Source organism: Streptomyces sp. NPDC004609, from assembly GCF_042873655.1.
Classification (GTDB): Bacteria; Actinomycetota; Actinomycetes; order Streptomycetales; family Streptomycetaceae; genus Streptomyces.
On record NZ_JBIALS010000001.1, the window covers coordinates 339218 to 359513 of the forward strand.

General features: G+C 72.7%; 19 protein-coding genes. 8 read left to right on the forward strand and 11 right to left on the reverse strand.

Annotation, left to right across the window (positions count from 1 at the left end):
• Positions 1-133: 133 nt before the first annotated feature.
• Positions 134-730 carry a hypothetical protein gene (locus ACFYT4_RS01390; RefSeq protein WP_389264068.1) on the reverse strand — a complete coding sequence of 199 codons (597 nt, stop codon included), beginning with the start codon at positions 728-730 and terminating at the stop codon, positions 134-136.
• 315 nt (positions 731-1045) lie between these two features.
• On the opposite strand from ACFYT4_RS01390, the gene ACFYT4_RS01395 reads away from it, so the two are divergent.
• From ACFYT4_RS01395 to ACFYT4_RS01405, 3 genes are all read left to right on the forward strand, one after another.
• Positions 1046-1924 carry a DUF3592 domain-containing protein gene (locus tag ACFYT4_RS01395; RefSeq protein WP_389264070.1) on the forward strand — a complete coding sequence of 293 codons (879 nt, stop codon included), beginning with the start codon at positions 1046-1048 and terminating at the stop codon, positions 1922-1924.
• Positions 1925-2197: 273 nt separating this feature from the next.
• On the forward strand, positions 2198-2635 hold the full coding sequence (locus ACFYT4_RS01400) for a protein phosphatase (protein ID WP_389264072.1): 438 nt from the start codon (positions 2198-2200) through the stop codon (positions 2633-2635).
• 147 nt (positions 2636-2782) lie between these two features.
• Positions 2783-3022 (forward strand): DUF2277 domain-containing protein, encoded by a 240-nt coding sequence (locus tag ACFYT4_RS01405; RefSeq protein WP_389264074.1) that lies wholly within the window; start codon positions 2783-2785, stop codon positions 3020-3022.
• Here ACFYT4_RS01405 and ACFYT4_RS01410 read toward each other — a convergent pair.
• The 4 genes from ACFYT4_RS01410 to ACFYT4_RS01425 all read right to left on the reverse strand — a co-directional run bounded on the left by ACFYT4_RS01410 (position 3003) and on the right by ACFYT4_RS01425 (position 7199).
• Positions 3003-3656 carry a DedA family protein gene (locus tag ACFYT4_RS01410; protein ID WP_389264076.1) on the reverse strand — a complete coding sequence of 218 codons (654 nt, stop codon included), beginning with the start codon at positions 3654-3656 and terminating at the stop codon, positions 3003-3005. The genes ACFYT4_RS01405 and ACFYT4_RS01410 overlap by 20 nt on opposite strands.
• 391 nt (positions 3657-4047) lie before the next feature.
• Entirely contained in the window at positions 4048-4512 is a 465-nt protein-coding gene (locus tag ACFYT4_RS01415) for a DoxX family protein (protein ID WP_389264078.1), read from the reverse strand.
• 183 nt (positions 4513-4695) lie between these two features.
• Positions 4696-6384, reverse strand: a complete 1689-nt coding sequence (locus tag ACFYT4_RS01420; RefSeq protein ID WP_389264080.1) for an alkaline phosphatase D family protein — start codon at positions 6382-6384, stop codon at positions 4696-4698.
• A 134-nt stretch (positions 6385-6518) separates the two neighbouring features.
• Positions 6519-7199, reverse strand: a complete 681-nt coding sequence (locus tag ACFYT4_RS01425; protein ID WP_389264082.1) for an HNH endonuclease family protein — start codon at positions 7197-7199, stop codon at positions 6519-6521.
• Positions 7200-7373: 174 nt separating this feature from the next.
• Here ACFYT4_RS01425 and ACFYT4_RS01430 point away from each other — a divergent pair, with 174 nt between their 5' ends.
• Entirely contained in the window at positions 7374-8111 is a 738-nt protein-coding gene (locus ACFYT4_RS01430; protein ID WP_389264084.1) for an ABC transporter permease, read from the forward strand.
• A gap of 471 nt (positions 8112-8582) precedes the next feature.
• Positions 8583-9164, forward strand: a complete 582-nt coding sequence (locus ACFYT4_RS01435) for a TMEM165/GDT1 family protein (RefSeq protein WP_389264086.1) — start codon at positions 8583-8585, stop codon at positions 9162-9164.
• A 136-nt stretch (positions 9165-9300) separates the two neighbouring features.
• Here the strand turns inward: ACFYT4_RS01435 and ACFYT4_RS01440 are convergent, their stop codons facing one another.
• Positions 9301-9960, reverse strand: a complete 660-nt coding sequence (locus ACFYT4_RS01440) for an HAD-IA family hydrolase (RefSeq protein WP_389264088.1) — start codon at positions 9958-9960, stop codon at positions 9301-9303.
• Between the two features lie 213 nt (positions 9961-10173).
• On the opposite strand from ACFYT4_RS01440, the gene ACFYT4_RS01445 reads away from it, so the two are divergent.
• Positions 10174-12237, forward strand: coding sequence for a DHA2 family efflux MFS transporter permease subunit (locus ACFYT4_RS01445; protein ID WP_389264090.1), 2064 nt, complete (start codon positions 10174-10176; stop codon positions 12235-12237).
• Positions 12238-12756: 519 nt separating this feature from the next.
• On the opposite strand, the gene ACFYT4_RS01450 is transcribed toward ACFYT4_RS01445, so the two are convergent.
• Positions 12757-13125, reverse strand: a complete 369-nt coding sequence (locus ACFYT4_RS01450) for an antibiotic biosynthesis monooxygenase family protein (protein WP_389264092.1) — start codon at positions 13123-13125, stop codon at positions 12757-12759.
• Positions 13126-13208: 83 nt separating this feature from the next.
• A complete protein-coding gene (locus ACFYT4_RS01455; RefSeq protein ID WP_389264094.1) occupies positions 13209-13793 on the reverse strand; it encodes a TetR/AcrR family transcriptional regulator in 585 nt (194 codons plus the stop codon).
• Positions 13794-13865: 72 nt separating this feature from the next.
• Here ACFYT4_RS01455 and ACFYT4_RS01460 point away from each other — a divergent pair, with 72 nt between their 5' ends.
• The gene (locus tag ACFYT4_RS01460) at positions 13866-14408 is read left to right on the forward strand and encodes an SRPBCC family protein (protein WP_389264096.1); all 543 of its coding nucleotides are present in this window, start codon (positions 13866-13868) and stop codon (positions 14406-14408) included.
• A 180-nt stretch (positions 14409-14588) separates the two neighbouring features.
• Here the strand turns inward: ACFYT4_RS01460 and ACFYT4_RS01465 are convergent, their stop codons facing one another.
• Positions 14589-15047, reverse strand: a complete 459-nt coding sequence (locus ACFYT4_RS01465; RefSeq protein ID WP_389264098.1) for a pyridoxamine 5'-phosphate oxidase family protein — start codon at positions 15045-15047, stop codon at positions 14589-14591.
• A 335-nt stretch (positions 15048-15382) separates the two neighbouring features.
• Positions 15383-16078: an O-methyltransferase gene (locus tag ACFYT4_RS01470; RefSeq protein WP_389264100.1), complete on the reverse strand. Its 696-nt coding sequence runs from the start codon at positions 16076-16078 to the stop codon at positions 15383-15385.
• 300 nt (positions 16079-16378) lie between these two features.
• Between ACFYT4_RS01470 and ACFYT4_RS01475 the strand changes: the two genes are divergently transcribed.
• Positions 16379-18532, forward strand: coding sequence for a bifunctional glycosyltransferase 87/phosphatase PAP2 family protein (locus ACFYT4_RS01475; RefSeq protein ID WP_389264102.1), 2154 nt, complete (start codon positions 16379-16381; stop codon positions 18530-18532).
• Between the two features lie 343 nt (positions 18533-18875).
• On the opposite strand, the gene ACFYT4_RS01480 is transcribed toward ACFYT4_RS01475, so the two are convergent.
• Positions 18876-20123 carry a cytochrome P450 gene (locus ACFYT4_RS01480; protein ID WP_389264256.1) on the reverse strand — a complete coding sequence of 416 codons (1248 nt, stop codon included), beginning with the start codon at positions 20121-20123 and terminating at the stop codon, positions 18876-18878.
• Positions 20124-20296: the final 173 nt, after the last annotated feature.

Below are 20296 nucleotides of genomic sequence, written 5' to 3' on the forward strand. Positions count from 1 at the left end.
CGGGATCGGGGCGCGGGCCCGGTCCGACGAGCGCGGGGCCGGGCGCGGGGCCGGTCCGATGAGCGTGGGAGACGGGCCTTGCGGCTCTACGGCGTCCGGCGTTCCACCGGAGCGGCGTGCCGCGGCGGGCCGCTCACCCCCGGAGCAGCTCCTCCACCGCCTTCTCCATGATGGCCGTCCGCTGCGATGCGGGGCTGCTTCTGATCAGCGCCGCCAGCCGCTGGGCCTCCTGCTTCGTCGGCAGCGCGCCCGCCAGCAACGCGGGCAAAATCATGCGGCGGACGAGGAGTTCGCCGGGCGAGGTGATCTGGGGGCGGCGCACGACGGACACATTGACCCGGACCGCGTGCTCGTTGCCCGGGGGGACGCCCGGCCGGTCGGTCTCGACCGCCTGGTAGCGGAAGCCGTGGGCGAGATCGCAGCGCGCGCAGCCGACCGGGCCGCGGCTGAGGCGTCCTCCGCAGTCGCCGCAGACCAGCCGGTCCAGGGCCGCGTCCACGACGCGCCAGTCGTGGCGGTCGGGTTCCTCGGTGACCATCACGGCGAGTTCGGCGGCCTGGCCGTGGTCGTCCGGGCCGATGTCCCAGCGGTCCAGGAACGACCCCCACTCCTCCTCCACGACGGCGTCGACCAGTTCCCGGCAGGTGACGCAGGCCGGCGCACCGCTGGAGGCGTATCCACCGCACTCGGCGCATCGGTGCGGTGCCGTACCCACCGCGGGCCTCGTCATGACCGCGTCTGCTCGGGAGCGGGGCCGGTGGGGCCCGGGGCCGGAGAACGGTCCGGGAGCGGAGGGCGGTACGGGTCCGCGGGACAGCGCGGGAACGAGGAAGAACGCGGGGCTACGGACGCTGTGTCGCCGAGGATCACCGGGCGGGGGTCCTTTCGGGGATGTTCGGGGTGCGACTCCCGGGAGGGTTCGGGGCCGAGGGGAGCCGTGCCATCGTCGCATCCGCGGTCGTTCCGCCGCCCGGGGATTTCTCCCCTTACCATCCCCCCTCCTCTCCCTTACTGTTCGACGATCGGATACGTGACGGGGGAGCGGATGAGTACGGTCGACCCGGCCGCCGAGCGGCGTCGCGGGGAGCAGGGGGCGAGCGGGTCCGGGCGGGCCGGGTTCGGGGCGATCGTCGGGCCGGGGCTGTACGCGGCGGCCTGGTGGCTGTTCGGGTTCGGGCTCGCCGACGCGATGGCCTACCCCGTCGGTACGGCGTACCTCACCGCCGACACCCAACCCGCCAATGACACCCCGGGGTTCCTCTGGGCGCTCTTCACCGGCGTCGTCGTGGGGCCGCTGATGGGGGTCGGACTGCGGGCGGGGACGGTCGGCCGGCTCGGACTCCGCGTGCAGTCGGCGATCTCGTCGGCCGTCGCCACGTCGAGCGCGGCGCTGGGGCTGTTCCTCGGCGCCCGTTCCCTCTGGGTGGCCGCCCCCGGGCCGGGGACCTTCGTGGACGCCACCGGGCAGCGTGGCGCGCCCTGGGGCGCGGGGGCCTGGGGCGCGTGGACGTCGCAGTACTGGGTGCCCGCGCTGCTGGCGCTGTTCGTCGTGCTCCGGATCGCCTTCGCGGTCCGTGCCGACCGTGCGGAGGGCCGCCGGGCGGCGCGCGCACGGGCGGTCGTCGAGACGGGGGTACGAGCCCCGGGGGTGGTCACCGAGGCGGCCGGGACCGGTGTGGAGATCGGCAACATGCCGCGTATCCGCTTCGTGGTGCGGTTCACGGACCACGAGGGTACGGACCGCTGGGTCACCAGGACCGGGCTCTTCGACCGGACCCGGGTCCCGCGCGCGGGGGATGACGCGGTCGTCTGGTTCGACCCGGCCGACCCCGGGGACGAGAACTCGATCCCCGTCGTCCTCGGCACACTCGCGGAGGTCGATGCCGGGGACGTGACGGGCGGCGGAGACCGTACGATCCACTGAAGCCGGAGCCCGGAGCCCGGAGCCCGGAGCCCGGAGCCCGGAGCCCGGAGCCCGGAGCCCGGAGCCCGGAGCCCGGACTCGGCCGGACCTCATTCCCGCCCGGTCCAGGGCCTTCCGGCACCGGCACCTTCCGGCACCGGTTCCTTATCAGGGGCCGTAACACCGGGACATCCATCGGGAAATCCACCGGGCCCGCGGCCCCCGGGAGTCGCATCGGGCGCCCATTTCCCGGTGATTCCTCCGCCGCCCGCCGCGCGGTCTATCGTCTCGCCCATGAGGGAGACGACATGGGATCCGGACGCGACAGACGTACTGCGGCTGCCTTCGGGGCGCCTCATCCGGGGACGCGGACTCAGACGGCCTCTGCCGGAGGGGTTGGTGCCTGCCCTCGGCGTCTATCTGCTGGGCAAGGAGCCCCCGGAGGTCCCCTGGGACAGCGACTGGGTGCGCTGGCCCGACTTCCGGCTCCCGGCGGACCGGGTGCGGGCCGCCGAGAGCCTGCGCCGGGCATGGGACCGGGCGGCCCACGAGCGCGTGGAGATCGCCTGCGGGGGCGGTCGCGGGCGTACCGGAACGGCGCTGGCCTGCGTCGCCGTGCTCGACGGGGTACCGCCCGACCGGGCGGTGGAGTACGTACGGCGGGGCTACCACCGCCGGGCGGTCGAGACCCCCTGGCAGCGGCGGTACGTCAGCCGGTTCTCCGGACGGTGAGCACCACGGACACCGGAACCGGCCTTTCCGGCACGCACCCCGACCCCGCCCCCGACCCCGACCCCGACCCCGGCACCGGTCCACGCGCGGCGGGCGGCCCAGCCGATTCCTGAGCCTGCGCCGCGAGCGCGAGGCACACTGGAACACATGTGCCGCAGCATCAAGACCCTTCGCCCGCCCGTACTCCCCGAAGAGGCCACCGAGGAGGACATCCGGGCCGCCGCCCTCCAGTACGTGCGCAAGGTGTCCGGTTTCCGGGCGCCCGCCACGCACAATCAGGAGGTGTTCGACCAGGCCGTGGACGAGATCGCCGAGGCCACCCGGAAGCTCCTCGACGGCCTGGAGATCAGGGGAGCCGCGCGGGCGGTCAGACCCGCTCGGCCGTAGAGGCCGCGGGGCGCGGCGTGTGGCGGCGGCGCATCACGTACGCCGCCAGCGCGCCCGCGCCGAACAGCGCCAGGACGGAGACGGCCGCGCCGACCCAGGTCGCGCCCAGCCACTGGCCGCCGAAGTAGCCGAGGCTGACGCTGTAGCCCGCCCAGACCAGACCCGCCACCGCGGACCACGGCAGGAATTCCTTCACCTTGCGCTGGGACGCTCCCGCGCCCAGGGAGACCACCGAACGGCCGGCCGGGGCGAAACGGGCGATCACGACGAGCGCGCCGCCGCCTCGGCTCAGCGCCGTGCCGAGACGGTCCTGCGCCCTGGTGAGCCGGCGGGAGCGGGCGATCGCGCGGTCGAAGCGGTCGCCGCCGCGCCGGGCCAGCCGGTAGGCGACCAGATCGCCGAGCACGGACGCGGTGGCCGCGCACAGAATGAGGATCAGCAGCGAGGGCACCTCGCGCGGGACCTGGCCCGCGACGGTGGAGGCGGTGGTCGTGCCCGCGGCGGCGGCGGTCGCCGCCGTGATCACCAGGACCCCGCTCGGCAGGACCGGCAGAAAGACGTCGAGCAGGACGGAGAGCGCCACCACCGCGTAGATCCAAGGGCTGCCGGTCAGCGACCCCAGACTCTCCAGCACCTTGAACTCTCCCCGTTGCCCCGTTGAATGAACAATGCCGTGACGGTGAAGTCGGTCGGTGTGCGGTGAACACGGCACTGTCAGCTGTACAGCGTACGCGTGAGGTTTGCCGTGAGGTCACCGGGGGGTCGCCGGTGTTGCGGTCATCCCCTCTGTCCGGAAGGGCCGCGCACCGCCCGGCCGTCCCCCGCCCGGGAGCCCCCGTCGTCCGGTCGCGCCGACGTCACTCGGGCAGGACGGCCGCGTGAAGCGCTCGGGCGGCACCGGGGAGTTGCCGTGACGACCATGGCAAGTGCCCGGATCCCGCGGGGGATCCGGGCACTCGGCGACGCCCAGGAACAGGGAACAGGGAGCAGAGAGCGGAGGCTCCGTGGCGCCTCGGGGCGGGAGGTTACGCGGTGAGCGCCGAGCCCGCCCGCTCCTGCTCGTCGGCGGTGCGCTCGTCCTGCGCGAACACCCGGTCCAGCGCGAGAGCGCCCGGTCCGGTGAAGATCAGCAGCAGGAAGGCCCAGCAGAAGATCGCGGCCGCCTCACCGCTGTTCTGGAGGGGGAACAGGCCCTCGGGCTGGTGGACCTTGAAGTACGCGTACGCCATCGAACCGGAGGCCACGAAGGCCGCGGTGCGGGTGCCGATGCCCAGCAGCACCAGTCCGCCGCCGACGAGCTGGATCACCGCCGCGTACCAGTCGGGCCAGGTTCCGGTCTCGACGGTGCCGCCGCCGTGCGCGCCGCCGAGGACGCCGAACAGGGAGGCCGCTCCGTGACAGGCGAACAGCAGTCCGACGACGATGCGGAACAGTCCGAGAACGTATGGCTGGGAGCGGTCCAATCGGGAGGTCAACGAGGTGTTGGCCATGGGGGGACTCCTACGTGTGGGGACGTGGTGAGCCCCAAGTTAGGTATCCCTCACTTTGCTTACAAGTTCAACATCCGTCTGTGGTCGGATTCTCATCCGACTCTCATTCCGGATCCGCATTCCGGTTACCGGGTTCCGGATCTCGCGCCGACACTCCCACCGGCACGCTTCCGGCCGGGGATCTCACTCCCGTTCGGACCGTGCGGGCGTCCGCGAAGCGGTCAGTTCCCGGGCGTCCGCGGTCACCAGGCGCACCCCGTCCTCCTCCGCCCGCGCCTGGTCCAGCCGCAGGGTCGCCGAGCGCCCGCGCAGGGACAGGGTCATCAGATGGTTGCCGAACCAGGGGCCGCCCGTCCGGTCCCAGTGCACCGACGGTCTGCCCGTGCGGCCGTGGCGTGCCAGCAGATGGCCGAGCCGGCGTCCCGTACGGCTCCAGCCGAAGCGGAAGCCCCACTGGATCGAGCGCGGAATGGAGTTGTGCACGGGGGAGCAGGTCAGTTGCAGCACCCGGGAGTCCGGCTCTCCCGCGCCGCGCCAGTCCGGCTCGGCGACGTACGCGTGATGGACGTCCCCCGACAGGACGCAGACGGTCGCCGGGGCGCCTTCGCCGGTGCCCGCCTCCGCGATCAGCCGGGTCAGCGCCTCGAAGGAGTCGGGGAAGGCCGCCCAGTGCTCCAGATCGGCGCGTCTGCGCACCTTCTCCCCGAAACGGGCCCAGCGCGGGCCGCGCTCGCCGCGGCTCAGCGCCGCGTTCCAGCTCTCCGCGTCGTGGATCAGGGGCGGCAGCAGCCAGGGCAGCGAGGTGCCGATGAGGAGGTGGTCGTACGTCCCGGGGGCGTCCAGGGCCTGGTCGCGCACCCAGCGCGCCTCGTGCGCGTCCAGCATCGAGCGGTGCTGCTCGTCGAGCACCCGGGCGGCGCGGGTGTCGACCATCAGCAGCCGGGTCCGGCCGAAGTCACGGCGGTAGCTCCAGCGTGTGAAGGCGGGATCGGCGTCCGCGCGGGCGGCGAACTCCCGCAGCGCGCCCGTACCGTCGGGAGAGGTCCGCACGGCCGTGAAGACCGGGTCCGCCGCGAGCGCGGCGGGGGAGAGGTTGCCCAGGTGCTGGTGGACCCAGTACGACATGAGTCCGCCGAGGACCCGCTCCTCCCACCAGGGCAGGGCCCGCATCTCGGCCCGCCAGGACTCGCTGGTGTTCCAGTCGTCGATCAGATCGTGGTCGTCGAAGATCATGCAGCTGGGGACGGTGGACAGCAGCCAGCGCACCTCGGGGTCGAGCCAGGACTCGTAGTAGAGCCGGGTGTACTCCTCGTAGTCCGCCACGTCCGGGCCGGGCGGCTCGCTCAGATCGCGGCGCCCCGCGATCCACGCCCGGGTCGCCTTGGACGTCTCGTCCGCGTACACCTGGTCGCCGAGGAGGAGCAGTACATCGGGGCGGGCGGCGGCCGGGTCGGCGGCGAGCCGTGCGGCGAGGGTGTCGAGGGCGTCCGGGCCGATCGGGTCGTGCTCGTCGAGGGGCGGGGCGGCCCAGCGGCAGGAGCCGAAGGAGACGGTGACCCCCGGTGAGGGGACCTCGGGCGCGGTGATCGTGGACGCGGGGAAGCGGGAGCCGTCGACCGGCCACACCCGGTCGGCGCCGAGCAGGACTTCGTACGCGGTGGTCGTGCCGGGTGTCAGGCCGGTCACCGTCACCAGGGCGTAGTGGTGTCCGGCGACGGTGAAGGTGGGCGCGGAACCGCCGGCTCCGTCCGCGCACCGGACCTCGACCGCGCACGGCCGGTCGACCTCGACCCACACGGTCGCGGTGCCTCCCGTCTCCCAGTCCACGTACCGCAGCAGCGGTCCCAGGCGAAGCCGTGCCGTGGCGGCCATAGTCCGTCCTCCTCAAGGGCCTGTCGCCGGGTCGGGCGCCAGTCGCCCCGTACGGTACGGAACGACCGGGGGGTACGGACAGGTTCCGGCGCGCGTCCGCCGGAACCCGTCCGGCCGCAGGCGGGGAGCGGGGCTCAGCAGCCGCCGAGCACGGAGGTGAGCGCGTTCTTCTCCGCGGTGTCCACGGTCAGGCCGTAGTGGTGCTTCACCTGGACCCACATCCGGGCGTAGACGCAGCGGTACGACGGGCGCGGCGGCAGCCACTCGGCCGGGTCCAGGTCGCTCTTGGCCTGGTTCACACGGTCGGTGACGGCGATCAGCTGCGGGCGGGTGAGGTCGTTGGCGAACGCCTGGCGCCGGGCCGTGGTCCAGCCGCTGGCGCCCGAGCGCCATGCCTCGGCGAGCGCGACGACGTGGTCGATGTCCACGTCGGAGGCCGCGGACCAGGTCGCGCCGTCGTACTCCGAGTACCAGGTGCCGCCGGTCGCGGCGCAGGAGGCGTTCTGGACGACGTTCCTGCCGTCGCGGTGGAGGACGACCTCCCGGGTGTTGCACGCGCCGTACTGGGTGGTCCAGTGGGGGAAGAGAGCGCGGCTGTAGCCGCTGGAGGAGCCCTCGGCGCGCACGGTGAGCTGTCCGAGGTAGAGCCGGGCGGTGGCCGCGCTAACGGGGGTGGGCGGGGCGGCCTGGGCGGCGGGCGCGGTGGCGAGGAATCCGGTCGCGGCGACGGCGGCGGCCAGGGTGAGGACGGTGGTGCGGCGGATACGGCGCGTACGCGGTATCCGGCGGTCGTGACGCGCGTAGATCGTGGGCATGACAACTCCTTGGGTGTGAGGGTCCGGCCGGCGGGGCGCGGCCGTGCCGGGCGCGCGGCATGGTGCGGGGCGGGCGCCGGGTAACAGAGTGACGTCATGGACACGTCATATCAAGGGCTGGGCGGCCCGATCTGACGGAACGGCACCCGCCCCCGGGCGTCGTAGGGTTGACGGGTGCTGCTGACCGTCAATGTCACGTTCGGGGCGGTCCTGGCCGTTCTCCTGGCCGCCGCGGCGACCGTGACCGCCGTCGCCCGGCTGGGGCGCTCCCGCGAGATCGTCGTCGCGGGCGTACGGGCCGCGGTCCAGCTCGCCGCCGTCTCCCTGGTCATCGGCTGGGTGGTCCACGCGCTGCCGCTGCTGCTCGGGTTCGTGCTGCTGATGTACGCGGTGGCGGTACGCACCGCGGGGCGCCGCATCACCCGCAACCGGACCTGGTGGTGGGCCTCGGCGCCCATCGCCGCCGGGGTGTTCCCCGTTCTCGCCGCGCTGCTGCTCACCGGGCTCGTACCGCTCAAGGGCATCGCGCTCGTCCCCGTCGCCGGAATCCTCATCGGCGGCGCGCTCACCGCGACCGTGCTCGCGGGGCGGCGGGCACTCGACGAGCTGAAGCTGCGGCACGGGGAGGTGGAGGCCGGCATGGCCCTCGGGCTGCTCGACCGCGACGCCCGGCTGGAGGTCGCCCGGGTCTCGGCGGCGGACGCGCTGCTGCCGGGCCTCGACCAGACGAGGACGGTGGGGCTCGTCACGCTTCCGGGCGCCTTCGTCGGCATGCTCCTCGGCGGGGCGTCACCGCTGCTGGCCGGAGCAATTCAGCTGTTCGTCCTGGTGGCGCTGATGGCCGTGCAGGCGGTGGCGGTCGCGGTGGTGCTGGAGCTGGTGGCGCGGGGGCGGCTGTACCGGGAGCCCTGAGGGGCGGTCCGGAGCGGGGGCGGGGCCGGAGTACGAGGCGCCGGGCCGGGCCGTGGCGGGAGTGCTCCGGGCCGGTCCGGGGCGCGGATGTTCCCGGCGGGTGCGGTGCGCGGGTTCTTTGGGCTGGTACGGGCGGGTGCGGTGCGGGCGGGTGCGGTGCGGGTGCGGGGCCCGGGCTCCGGTGTGGCGTACGTCGCAGTGGGCCGGGCCGGGCGTCGCGTACCCTGAACGGAGCAGAAGGGGAGTAGCTCTTCGCCGGACCGTCGACATACTGCTGGGCCTCGTGCCCGGCCGGCGCCCGGAGGCGGAGTTCCGCGCCCATGAGCCGCCGAGGCCCATGAGCCGGGTGCCCGCCAGCGAGACCTTCGGCCGCAGTGTCCTGTTGTCATGACGCTGCCGTGCCGAAGCGACCCCTTTTCAGTCTCGCGGTCTCTCGGTACGGGCAGCCCGACCGATTGAGGAATCCCACCCGTGATCAGCTTCACCATCATGGCGATCACCTTCGGCGTCGTCTTTCTCGCCGAACTCCCCGACAAGACGGCGCTCGCCGGTCTGATGCTCGGCACGCGCTACCGCGCCTCCTATGTCTTCGTGGGGGTCGCGGCGGCCTTCGCGGTGCATGTGGCGCTCGCGATCGCGGCCGGCAGTGTCCTGACCCTGCTGCCGCACCGGCTGGTGCAGGCGGTGGTGGGCGTGCTGTTCCTCGCGGGCGCGCTCGTGCTGCTCCTGCGCAAGAGCGACGACGGCGAGGAGAACATCAAGGCGCCCGCCGACCAGTCCTTCTGGAAGGTCTCCGGGGCAGGCTTCATGCTCATCCTGGTCGCGGAGTTCGGCGACCTCACCCAGATCATGACGGCGAACCTCGCCGCCCGGTACGACAACCCCGTCTCGGTCGGCATCGGCGCGGTCCTGGCGCTCTGGGCGGTCGCGGGCATCGGCATCGTCGGCGGCCGGACGCTGATGAAGTACGTACCGCTGAAGCTGATCACCAAGGTGGCGGCGGCGCTGATGCTGGTCCTGGCGGGATTCAGCCTCTACGAGGCGCTGGGCTAGGGACCGGGGGCGGGCGCTCGCCCGGTGCGGGTTCCCGCCTTACCCCCGGGCGCCCGCGCCCGGGGGTAAGGCGGGAAGGGGCAGCCCCGCCGGTGATCGAGGCGCGAGGGGCCCGCTCGCCGGGGCGGCGGCAGGGTCACGGGGTACGGGCGCGGAGGCGGACGTGAACCCCGGTGATCGTCAGCTCCAGCGCCGTGAGGTCCTCGACATGGAGGTCCGGGGCGAGCCGGGAGGCGCGGGGGCCGACGCCGACCACCCGCATGCCCGCGGACCGCGCCGCCGCGATCCCCGCCTCGGAGTCCTCGAAGGCCACACAGTCCGCCGGGGTGAACCCCAGCTCCGCGGCCCCCTTCAGAAAGCCCTCCGGGTCGGGCTTGCTCGCGCCGACGGACTCCGCCGTGACGCGGACACCCGGCATCGGCAGGCCCGCGGCCCGCATCCGGGCCCGGGCGAGCGCCTCGTCGGCCGAGGTCACCAGCGCGTGCGGCAGTTCCGCCAGCGCGGCCATGAAGGCGGGTGCCCCCGCCACCGGGACCACGCCCTCGATGTCGGCCGTCTCCCGCGCGAGCATCACCGCGTTGTCCGCGTGGTTCTGCTCCATGGGCCGGTCCGGCAGCAGCGCCGCCATCGTCGCGTACCCCTGCCGTCCGTGGACGACCTTGAGCGTCTCCTCGGGGTCGAGGCCGTGCTCCAGCGCCCACTCCCGCCAGCAGCGCTCGACCACCGCGTCCGAGTCGACGAGTGTGCCGTCCATGTCGAGGAGAAGGGCCCGGGCGGTCAGGGTGCTTTCCGGCATCGGCGTACTCCAGGGCGTTGGCGCGGGAAGAAGCACAAGAGCGGCTCCGCCCACCGGTCAGGGAGACGGGCGGAGCCACTTTGTTTAAGGATGATACAAAGCGGCTCCCGGGAAAGCCACCCCTCGCGCCCTCCGCAGGACGTAACGGGACATAGCCGCCAATATGAAGGGGTTGAAGGGGTTGACAGGGTTCCGGTCGCGAGGAGTTTCCGTATGGCCCAAGAAGTGCGCACCCAGCCCATGAGTCCGGCCCCCGGCGAGGGACAGAGCCGGCGGACCGTCCTCGCCGCTGTCGGCGCACTGCTGCTCGGGATGCTGCTCGCCGCGCTCGACCAGACGATCGTCTCCACCGCACTGCCCACCATCGTCAGCGACCTCGGCGGGCTGGAGCATCTGTCCTGGGTGGTCACGGCCTATCTGCTGGCGTCCACGGCGGCGACCCCGCTGTGGGGCAAGCTCGGCGACCAGTACGGCCGGAAGAAGCTCTTCCAGACCGCCATCGTCATCTTCCTCATCGGCTCCGCGCTCTGCGGCCTCTCGCAGAACATGCCGCAGCTCATCGCCTTCCGGGCCCTCCAGGGACTCGGCGGCGGCGGGCTCATGGTCCTGTCCATGGCGATCGTCGGCGATATCGTCCCGCCCCGCGACCGCGGCCGCTACCAGGGACTCTTCGGCGTGGTCTTCGGCGCCAGCAGCGTCCTCGGCCCCCTGCTCGGCGGATTCTTCACCGAGCACCTCTCCTGGCGGTGGGTCTTCTACATCAATCTGCCCATCGGAGCGGTCGCCCTCGCCGTCATCGCCGCCGTGCTGCACATCCCCGCCCGCCCCACCAGACACACCATCGACTACCTCGGCACCTTCCTCATCGCGTCCGTCGCCACCTGTCTCGTCCTGGTGGCCTCACTCGGCGGCACCACCTGGGGCTGGGCCTCCCCGCAGATCATCGGGCTCGCCGTGCTCGGCGCGGTGCTGCTCGTCCTGTTCATCGGCGTCGAACGCCGGGCCGCCGAACCCGTGCTGCCGCTGCGCCTCTTCCGTATCCGTACCTTCACGCTCGTCGCCGTCATCAGCTTCATCATCGGCTTCGCGATGTTCGGCGCGATGACCTTCCTGCCGACCTTCCTCCAGGTCGTCCAGGGCATCAGCCCCACCCTGTCCGGCGTCCATATGCTGCCGATGGTGGTCGGCATGCTGGTCGCCTCCACCGTGTCCGGGCAGATCGTCAGCGACACCGGCCGCTGGAAGGTCTTCCCGGTCGTCGGGACCGCCGTCACCGCGATCGGGCTGCTGCTGCTCCACCGGCTGACGGAGTCCAGCCCCACCTGGGAGATGAGCGTCTATTTCTTCGTCTTCGGCGCGGGACTCGGCCTGGTCATGCAGGTGCTGGTGCTGGTGGTGCAGAACGCGGTCCGTTACGAGGACCTCGGCGTCGCCACCTCCGGTGCCACCTTCTTCCGCTCCATCGGGGCCTCCTTCGGCGTCGCCATCTTCGGCACGATCTTCAGCAACGGGCTCCAGGACAAACTCTCGGCCGCGCTCACCGGCCGGCCGGTCCCGCCCGGCGCCGGAGCGAGTGAGCTGGCCGCGGACCCCCATGCCATCGCCAAGCTGACGCCCGCCCTGCGCGAGCCCGTGATCCACGCCTACGCCTCCGCCATCACCAACGTGTTCCTGTACGCGGTGCCCATCATGGCCCTGGCGTTCGTCGTCTCCTGGTTTCTGCGGGAGGACCGGCTCCGGGCCTCCGTCACCGCCCCGGACCCCAGCCAGACGCTCGCCTCCAACCCGGTCGAACGCTCCTCCCGCGAGGAGGTCGCCCGGGCGCTGTCCGTTCTCGGCTCGCGCGAGGGCAGACGCCGGATCTACGAGAAGATCATCGTGCGGGCGGGATACGACCTGCTGCCCGCAGCCGGCTGGCTCCTGCTGCGCATCCGCCGTCACGGGACCGTGGAGCCGGGGCTGCTCGCCGACACCACGCCCGTGCCGCTGCGGGCGATCACCGACGCCGCCGTACAGCTGGAGGTGCGCGGGCTCGCCCGCCGTGAGGGGGTGCAGCTGGTCCTCACCGAACAGGGGCTCGACACCGCCGTGCGTCTCGCCAAGGCCCGGGAGGAGTCGCTCGCCGAACTGCTCGGCGACTGGTGGGGTCCCGACCGGCCGACCGATCTGGTGCAGCTGGTGGAGGAGCTGAACGCCGAGCTGTGCGGATCGGACCGGGAGCGCCCGACCGGCCCCGGACCCCGGCGCGACCACGCGCCCCCGGGCCGCGGCCACTGATCACGCGGTGAAGACGGCGGGGTACGCGCCGCGGGCCACGCTGCCGGAGCCGGAGCCGGAGCCGAGGCCATGCGGCGGGTCGCGGTCGCCCCGGTCACCCGCCGTCCCGGTGACGGCGGGCGGCTTCCGGCGCGTGCGGGGTCCGGCTTCCGAGGCGCGGCCTGCGGCCCTCCTCCTTCGGTTCCGGCCTCCGGGCGCGGTCACCCGGCTCCGGAACCGGACCGCCCGGCCCCGTCCGCCGGGCGCTCGCCGGAGCCGGCTCCTTGCCGTACCGGATCGCCACGGGGCGGGCGGACCGGGAGGCAGAGGGGCGGCCGGGCGCCGGGAGATGGGCGGGCTTGCCGTACGTACGCACCCGCCGGGTGTCCTGTACCGGCCGGAACCGGGCCGGAACCGCCGGGACCGGACCACCCTGGACGGTCTTCCCGGACGGATCGCCCGGACCACCGTGGACGGTCTTCCCGGACGGATCGCCCGGGACCGGGCCCACAGGCCGGGGCCCGGAAGCCGGATGCCGGATCAGTCCTGGGACTTGGGGCCCGCCGACTGGACCACCTCGAACGACCAGAGCGTGGCCCCGGTCGCCGCGGGCTTGGCCTGCTCGCCGCCCTGGTCTCCGGCACCGGGCGCGCCGCCGCCCTGGGCACCGCCCTGCGGGGCGTGCGCGCCGCGCATCGAACCGGCCATCCACGCCTCGAAGTCGGCCTCGCTGCGCCAGCGGGTGTAGACGAGGTACTGGTCCGTGCCCTCCAGCGGGCGCAGCAGTTCGAACCACTCGAACCCGTCGGAGTTCTCCACGCTTCCCGCGCGGGCGGCGAACCGCTTCTCCAGGACCTCGCGCTGCTCGGCGGGGACGGTCAGGACGTTGATTTTCACCACGCTGGCCACAAGGACATCCTTCGCATAGGAGGGATCTCGACCGTACCCCCCGACGGGGTCCGCCCTCGTCCCGGGGCACCCCGGGTCACCCGTCAGCCGGGCTCCGGCCCGGGGAGCAGGGACTTCGCGCACTCCTCGGCGAGGTCTTCGGCGTGCCGGGGCAGGGGCGTACCGGCCCGCAGATGGCGGCGTACGAGCGAGAGCGGCAGATCGACCAGGGCGAGCGCGGCCTTTTCGAGGGCGCGGGGGCCCTCGGCTCCCCGGGCCCGGGCGAGGCCGGTGAGGGCGAGGCGCACCTGCCGGTTCCCCCGGTGCGCCCGGTCGCGGTGCTCCTCGGACCAGTCGGCGCGTCCGAAGTCCTCGGGGCCGTACAGCAGCAGGGCGGCCTCGGCGGGATGCGTACGGCTCCAGGCGACGACATGGCGGGCCGCGGCGCCCCCGGAGGGATCCGACGCGAGAGCCCGGAGAAAGCCGTCCTGGAACCGGCCGACCGTCCGCAGCCACACCTCGGCGAGCAGCGCCGGACGGCCCGGGAAGCGGTGGTAGACCGACCCGCTCGGTGCCCCGACCTCCTGGGCGACCGCCGACATCGTCACCCCGGACGGCCCGGACGCGGCGGCGAGCCGTACGGCGGCGTCGAGGAACTGGTCCTTGTCGAAACGGGGTGGTCTGGCCATGAAGTAGAGAGTACTCTCCACAATAATGGAGAGGTCTCTCCAGAACTGACGGACGCGGGGGAAGGGGACCGGATGGGCGTCTACAACGTGCACGAGCGGCTGCTGGCGGTGGATCAGGCCGTCGCGGGAGCCCTCATCGACACCCTGTCGTCGGGGGACGGCGACCGCCTGTGGCCGTATCGGAGCTGGCCGCGGATGCGGTTCGACCGCGCTCTGGAGGCGGGCGCGGTCGGCGGCCACGGCCCGGTCCGCTACACCGTCACCGCATATGTTCCCGCCACCTGGGTGCGGTTCGCTTTCACCGGCCCGCGCGGCTTCCACGGCTTCCACGAGTTCGCCGCGCTGGCGGCGGGGGAGGGGCACACGGTGCTGCGCCACACCCTCGCCATGAGCCTCCGCGGCCCCGCCCGACTCACCTGGCCCCTGGTCTTCCGGCCGCTCCACGACGCCCTGCTGGAGGACAGCCTCGACCTGGCCGAACGGGCGTGTACGGGCACGGTGTCGCGCCCCGCCCGCCGGAGTCGTTACGTACGGCTGCTGCGGAGCCTCGCGCGAACCGCCGACCGCCGGAGCTCTGATCCGGCGTCCGCCGACCGCCGGACCGCGAACCGGTGACCCGCCGACTCCTGCCTGTGGGCCGCCGACGGCTGCCGCCGACCGGTGCCGCTGAACCCGGCCGGCCGGTCGCCCGGCCCGCCGGGTGGTCCGTACGCGGAGAAACCGGTCGGCGCCCACTGCTGGACGTTCTGGTGGGACCGAGCCGGTCCCCCGGCGGGCGCGGCCCGGCCCGCCGGGTCAGCCGCTGACGTCGAGCGCCGTCCCGTACAGCCGTCCCACCTTCAGCCGGATCACGACGCGCCGCTCGGCCACCAACTGCTCCAGGAAGGCACCCTCGTCGTCGGGCCGGGCGGCCTCGGGCAGCATCGCCAGCAGTTCGCGCCCGGTCGCGTCCCCGGCGGCCGAGGTCACGTCGGAGACCTCCGCCTCCCCCTCGGCCACGGCGAACGACCACACGTCGTCGCCCCTCACATGCAGGGCCGCGCGCGGGTCGCGCCGGAGCTGCTTGACCTTGATGCGGTCGGCGGTGGTGGAGAACCGTACGATCCGGTCCTCCGGGTCCCACCGGTAGAGCATCGTCGTCAGATGCGGATGGCCGCTGCGTTTGTTGGTGGCGAGCGTGCCGAACTGCTGTGAGTCCAGCAGTTCGGAGAGGGCGTCGTCGGTCAGGGCGCGGGGTGCTGGTCCTTTGGTCATGACAGGGCAACTCCCGCGAGGGTCGCCGGGTTCCGGAACTCCGGGAATACGTGTACCCGGCATGGGGGGGAGCGCGCGTGCGGGAGGGGCGGCCGTACCGCCCGCCCCTCGACGGCGGGCCACCGCCCTGGCCCGGGGCGGCGGCGGCCGGAGGTCAGCCGCGCCCGTACCGCGTGCCCGACTCCGACTCCTGGGCCGGCCGCCGCAGGGCCGACAGCGCGGGCGGCGGCTGGACGCGCAGGCCGCCGGGCAGGCCCGCGCAGGCGGCGCCGAGCCGCGGCCGCCCGGCGGTCCGGGAAGCCCGGCCTGACCCGGACGTGCCGCCCCGGGGCGTGTCAGGAGACCACGCGCGCCAGCAGGAAGCCGTCGTACCCCTTCGAGCCCACGGTCTGCACCGCCGTCGCGTCCAGCCGGGGCTCCCGCGCCACCAGCTCGTACATCTCGCGCGTGCCCCGCACGGCGGGGTCGTCGGTGCCCGCGTCCAGGATCGATCCGCCGCGTACGACGTTGTCGACGACGATCAGGCTGCCGGGGCGGGAGAGCTTCAGGGCCCATTCCACATAGCGCGGGTTGTTCACCTTGTCCGCGTCGATGAAGAACAGGTCGAACGGACCGGCGCCCGGCTCCGCCGCCAGCATCGGCAGGGTCTCCAGCGCGGGTCCCGTCCGGATCTCGGCGATCGAGTCCAGACCGGCACGCGCCAGATTGGCACGGGCCACCTCCGCGTGGTCGGGGCTGTACTCCAGGGAGATCAGCCTGCCGGTCGCCGGAAGCGCTCTGGCCAGCCAGATCGTGCTGTAGCCGCCCAGAGTGCCGATCTCCAGCACCGTCCGCGCGCCCAGCGTCCGCGCCAGCAGATGCAGCAGCTTTCCCTGATTGGCCGCGACCGCGATCGAGGGCAGCCCGGCCGCGTCACTGTCCGCGAGCGCCCGGGTGAGCGCCTCGTCGGGCGGGGCCAGCAACTCGGTCACATAGCGGTCGACCGCATCCCACCGCCGGCGCCACTGGTCCGGTGTCAGCTCCTGAGTCATGGGTCCAACCTATGCCGACCGGTGGCCGCCCGCGCCCTCCGCAGGGAGAACCCGCAGGTGCGGGGCGCTCCGTTCTTGTATGTTCCCCCGCATGCCCTCCGCGCGGCCGTACCGGCGTCCACACCGGGACGTCCCGGGGCGGGGCTGCCGGACATCCGAACAAAACCGGGTGACTGTCAGGCAAAGAGGGGGTTGCCCGAGTCTTTTTCATCGGGCAATGGGAGGCTTCTCCGGGGCATCGACCGGTCCCGGGGGCCGGAACAACGCGGACATACGGACGTAGGGGAGGCGCGGCGCGACGTGGCGAACGCGGAGCACAGCGTGCGCGGAAGTGCGACGACGGACACGAGGATGGGCGCGGTGAGGGCCGCGCTGTGGCTCGTGGCCGCCGTCCTCGCCGTACGGCAGACGGCGGCGGTTCTGCGCCAGCCGCCCGGTGAACGGCTGATGGACCTGGAGACCTGGATCGGCCCCAACGGCGTGCTGCATGTGAACGGCTCGCTGTACGACGCCGACCGGTTCACCGGTACCCCCTTCGCCGGGCTGGTACTCAAGCCGCTCACGCGCTCCGCCGAGCAGAGCCTCGGCGTCGCCTGGACCTTCGGCACCCTGCTGCTGGTCGCCGGCATCGGCATGCTCGTCGCCCGCGCCCTGCCGGGGCCCGTCTCGCGCCGCAGCGGACTCCTCGCCGCTCCCATCGCGATCAGCCTGCTGATGCTCTCCCTGCCGGTGCGCAACAGCTTCTACCTCGGCCAGACCAGCATCATCCCGGTGCTGCTCGTCCTGCTCGGCTGCTTCGCCGCCCGCGGTGAACGGGCCTCCGGGCTGCTGATCGGCATCGGGGCGGCCCTCCAGCCCACCGTCCTGCTGTTCGCGCCGCTGCTGTGGTTCACCGGGCGCAGACGCGCGGCCGTCGCCACGGCCGCCACCTTCACCGCCGCCACGGCGCTCGCCTGGGCCGCCATGCCGAGCGACTCGTGGACGTACTGGGTCCACCACGTGGCCGGAGCCGGGCTCGGCAGCCGCCCCGACGGGCTCGCCAACCAGTCCCTGCACGGCGCACTCCTGCGCTTCGGCCTCGAAGGCCCGCTGGAGATCGTGCTCTACCTCTCCCTCGCCGCCGTCGTCGCCTGGTTCGGACTGCGCCGCGCCATCCGGTACGCGAAGGACGGCCAGCTCCTCCTCGCCGTCGCCGTCACCGGCTGTGTCGCCGTCGCCGTCTCGCCCACCACCTGGCAGCACCAGCTGCTGTGGGTGCTCCTCGCCGTCGTCGGCCGGGTCGGCAAGCGGGCCGCCGACCGGATGCTCTGGCCGGTGCTGGTCGTCCTCACGATGACCCTGCCCAACAAGATGCTCCTGCCGAACATGGAGGTGCTCCACCCCGTACGCGACAACGCCGTGCTCATCGCGGCGCTCGCCGCCGCCTGTGTGGTGCCGTTCCTCTCGCGCACCGCACCGGAGTTCCGGCGCCCCGTGCCGACCGAGTACGCCACACCCGTCGCGTCCCGCTGGAGCCGTATCCCGCTGCTGCCCTTCTGGCGGCGAGCGCTGAGCCGGCCCAATCTGCTGCTCGAACTCCTGGTGATCCGCGTCGGATACTCCATCTACTCGCAGATCCGGCTGGCCGCGACCGCGAGCACCGCCACGGCCGAGGAACACGGACGGCAGATCGTCTCCATCGAGCGGGCCCTCGGCATCGACATCGAGCACTGGGTCAACCAGGCCACGGTGAAGGTCCAGTGGCTGGAGGACTTCCTCGGCTTCTACTACACGTCGTTCCACTTCCCGGTGCCGCTGGCGATTCTCGCGATCCTCTACATCCGGCGTCCCGCGGAGTACCGCTGGGCGCGCGCCTCGCTGGCCTTCGCCACCCTCCTCGCGCTGGTGGGTTTCTGGCTCTACCCGCTGGCCCCGCCGCGTCTGATGCCCGGCATGGGCTTCGTCGACACGGTCCACGGCACCCAGGACCTCGCCAACCCGGAGTTCGGCGCGATGACCGCCGTCACCAACCAGTACGCGGCGATGCCGTCGCTGCACTTCGGCTGGTCCCTGTGGTGCGGTGTGGTCGTCGTCGTCCTCGCGCCGAAGCTGTGGATGAAGGCACTGGGACTGCTCCACCCGCTCATCACGCTCTATGTGATCGTGGCCTCCGCCAATCACTGGGTGCTGGACGCGGTGGGCGGCGCGGCCGTCGTCGGTGCGGGCTTCGCCCTGACATACGTCCTGTCGGGGCGGCGGAAGCTGCTGCCGCGGGCGGGCACGGGCAGCGGTACGGGCACGGACTCCGCAACAGGCGGCGAGACGCGTACCGGTGCGGGTACGGGTGCCGTACCGGCGGCGCGGACGTCCGGAGACCAGGACCGGGGCGCGGGTTCGGCGGCCGGCGCGGGGTCCGGGACGAAGACCGTACCGGGCAGCCGCGAGGAATCCGCGGTCCCGGCCGCACCGAAGTAGCCCGCCGGAGCGGCCCCACGCGCGCAACGGCCCCCGGGGGGTACGGACAAGGGACTGCCCGTACCCCCCCCGGGAGTGGATCGCCGCGTTCAGCCAGGATCCGCCGACTCGCGGGGTTCCGCCACTCGGGAGCGGTCATGACGCGGCCGAGGCGATGGTGTCCCGGCCGGAACACATGCCGTACGGACCCGAACCGGTGCCGTGGGGACCCGATACCGGTGCCGTGTGGCGCCGGAACCCGTAGGGCGCCGAACCGAGGGCGCGCGGGGCCGGGGTGGCCGGGCCGGCACCGGACCGGCGGGGCCCGGCGACGGGTTGGGGTGCCGGTTCGGTGCCGGATCGCTCAGGCGCCAGCGGTGACCTGGAGTTCCTTGATGCCGTTCAGCCAGGCCGAGCGCAGCCGCCGGGGGTCGCCCGCGAGACGCAGGTCGGGGAGGGCGTCGGCGATCGCGTTGAACATCAGGTTGATCTCCATCACCGCGAGGGACTTGCCCAGGCAGAAGTGCGGGCCCCCGCCGCCGAAGCCGAGGTGCGGGTTCGGGTCGCGGGTGATGTCGAAGACCTCGGGCGAGTCGAAGACTTCGGGGTCGTTGTTGGCGGAGGAGTAGAACAGCCCGACCCGGTCTCCCTTCTTGATCTCCTGACCGCCGAGGACGAGGTCCTCGGTCGCGGTCCGCTGGAAGGAGACGATGGGAGAGGCCCAGCGCACGATCTCCTCGGCGGCCGTCTCCGGGCGTTCGCGTTTGTAGAGTTCCCACTGCTCGGGGTGGGTGAGGAAGGCGTGCATCCCGTGCGTGATGGCGTTACGGGTCGTCTCGTTGCCCGCGACCGCCAGCAGGATGACGAAGAACCCGAACTCGTCCGACGACAGATTGCCCGAGCCCTCCGCCGCCACCAGCTTGGTGACGATGTCCTCGGCCGGGCACTCCTTGCGGGCGGCGGCGAGGTTCATCGAGTACGCCATGAACTCCATCGTCGCCTCGACGCCGGCCTCCTCGGTGATCGCGAACTCGGGATCGTCGTACGAGGCCATGGTGTTGGACCACTCGAAGATCCTGGCCCGGTCCTCCTGGGGGACGCCGATCAGCTCGGCGATGGCCTGGAGGGGGAGTTCGACGGCGATGTTCGACACGAAGTCGAAGGATCCACCGGTCCGTGAGCGCTCGACGGCCGCGGCCACGATCCGGTGCGCGCGGTCCCGGAGCGCGGCCTGGAGGGAGTTGACCGAGCGGGGGGTGAAGCCCCGCTGCACGATCTGCCGTACGCGGGTGTGCTCGGGCGGGTCCATGTTCAGCATGATCAGCCGCTGGACGTCGATCTGGTCGCGCTTGATGGACTCGTTGAAGCGGATCACGGCGGTGTTGGTCCAGGACGAGAACAGCTCGGGGTGCGTGGAGACGTACTTGACGTCGGCGTGCCGTGTCACGGCCCAGTAGCCCTCGTCGTCGAAGCCGGACACACCGCGCCGCTGGGCGCACCACGACACCGGTGCGGTCTTTCTCATCAGGGCGAACTCGGGGTGCGGCACCCGGGTTCGCAGCAGATCGGGATCGGTGAAGTCGAACCCTTCGGGCAGGTGGGGGCAGGACATCGGCAACTCCAGGTCCGGCGGCTGTGTCAAGGTCTCTGGGTGCGGCTCGGGTGACACGAGTATCTCTGACGATCCATCAGAAGTTGACCGAAAGCTAATAACGAGTTCTACAAGTGGCAAGGGTCATGGAGGGATCTGTTGCGCATCGTGCGCGCAGTTAGGGCATGCAAGAC

What these genes read in the sequence shown, in the direction of transcription:
- ACFYT4_RS01460 (WP_389264096.1), top strand. Translation starts at nt 13,866, where the DNA reads ATGGGCGTCTACAACGTGCACGAGCGGCTGCTGGCGGTGGATCAGGCC.
- ACFYT4_RS01440 (WP_389264088.1), bottom strand. Translation starts at nt 9,960, where the DNA reads ATGCCGGAAAGCACCCTGACCGCCCGGGCCCTTCTCCTCGACATGGAC.
- ACFYT4_RS01420 (WP_389264080.1), bottom strand. Translation starts at nt 6,384, where the DNA reads ATGGCCGCCACGGCACGGCTTCGCCTGGGACCGCTGCTGCGGTACGTG.
- ACFYT4_RS01465 (WP_389264098.1), bottom strand. Translation starts at nt 15,047, where the DNA reads ATGACCAAAGGACCAGCACCCCGCGCCCTGACCGACGACGCCCTCTCC.
- ACFYT4_RS01395 (WP_389264070.1), top strand. Translation starts at nt 1,046, where the DNA reads ATGAGTACGGTCGACCCGGCCGCCGAGCGGCGTCGCGGGGAGCAGGGG.
- ACFYT4_RS01425 (WP_389264082.1), bottom strand. Translation starts at nt 7,199, where the DNA reads ATGCCCACGATCTACGCGCGTCACGACCGCCGGATACCGCGTACGCGC.
- ACFYT4_RS01470 (WP_389264100.1), bottom strand. Translation starts at nt 16,078, where the DNA reads ATGACTCAGGAGCTGACACCGGACCAGTGGCGCCGGCGGTGGGATGCG.
- ACFYT4_RS01390 (WP_389264068.1), bottom strand. Translation starts at nt 730, where the DNA reads ATGACGAGGCCCGCGGTGGGTACGGCACCGCACCGATGCGCCGAGTGC.
- ACFYT4_RS01405 (WP_389264074.1), top strand. Translation starts at nt 2,783, where the DNA reads ATGTGCCGCAGCATCAAGACCCTTCGCCCGCCCGTACTCCCCGAAGAG.
- ACFYT4_RS01415 (WP_389264078.1), bottom strand. Translation starts at nt 4,512, where the DNA reads ATGGCCAACACCTCGTTGACCTCCCGATTGGACCGCTCCCAGCCATAC.
- ACFYT4_RS01445 (WP_389264090.1), top strand. Translation starts at nt 10,174, where the DNA reads ATGGCCCAAGAAGTGCGCACCCAGCCCATGAGTCCGGCCCCCGGCGAG.
- ACFYT4_RS01400 (WP_389264072.1), top strand. Translation starts at nt 2,198, where the DNA reads ATGAGGGAGACGACATGGGATCCGGACGCGACAGACGTACTGCGGCTG.
- ACFYT4_RS01480 (WP_389264256.1), bottom strand. Translation starts at nt 20,123, where the DNA reads ATGTCCTGCCCCCACCTGCCCGAAGGGTTCGACTTCACCGATCCCGAT.
- ACFYT4_RS01455 (WP_389264094.1), bottom strand. Translation starts at nt 13,793, where the DNA reads ATGGCCAGACCACCCCGTTTCGACAAGGACCAGTTCCTCGACGCCGCC.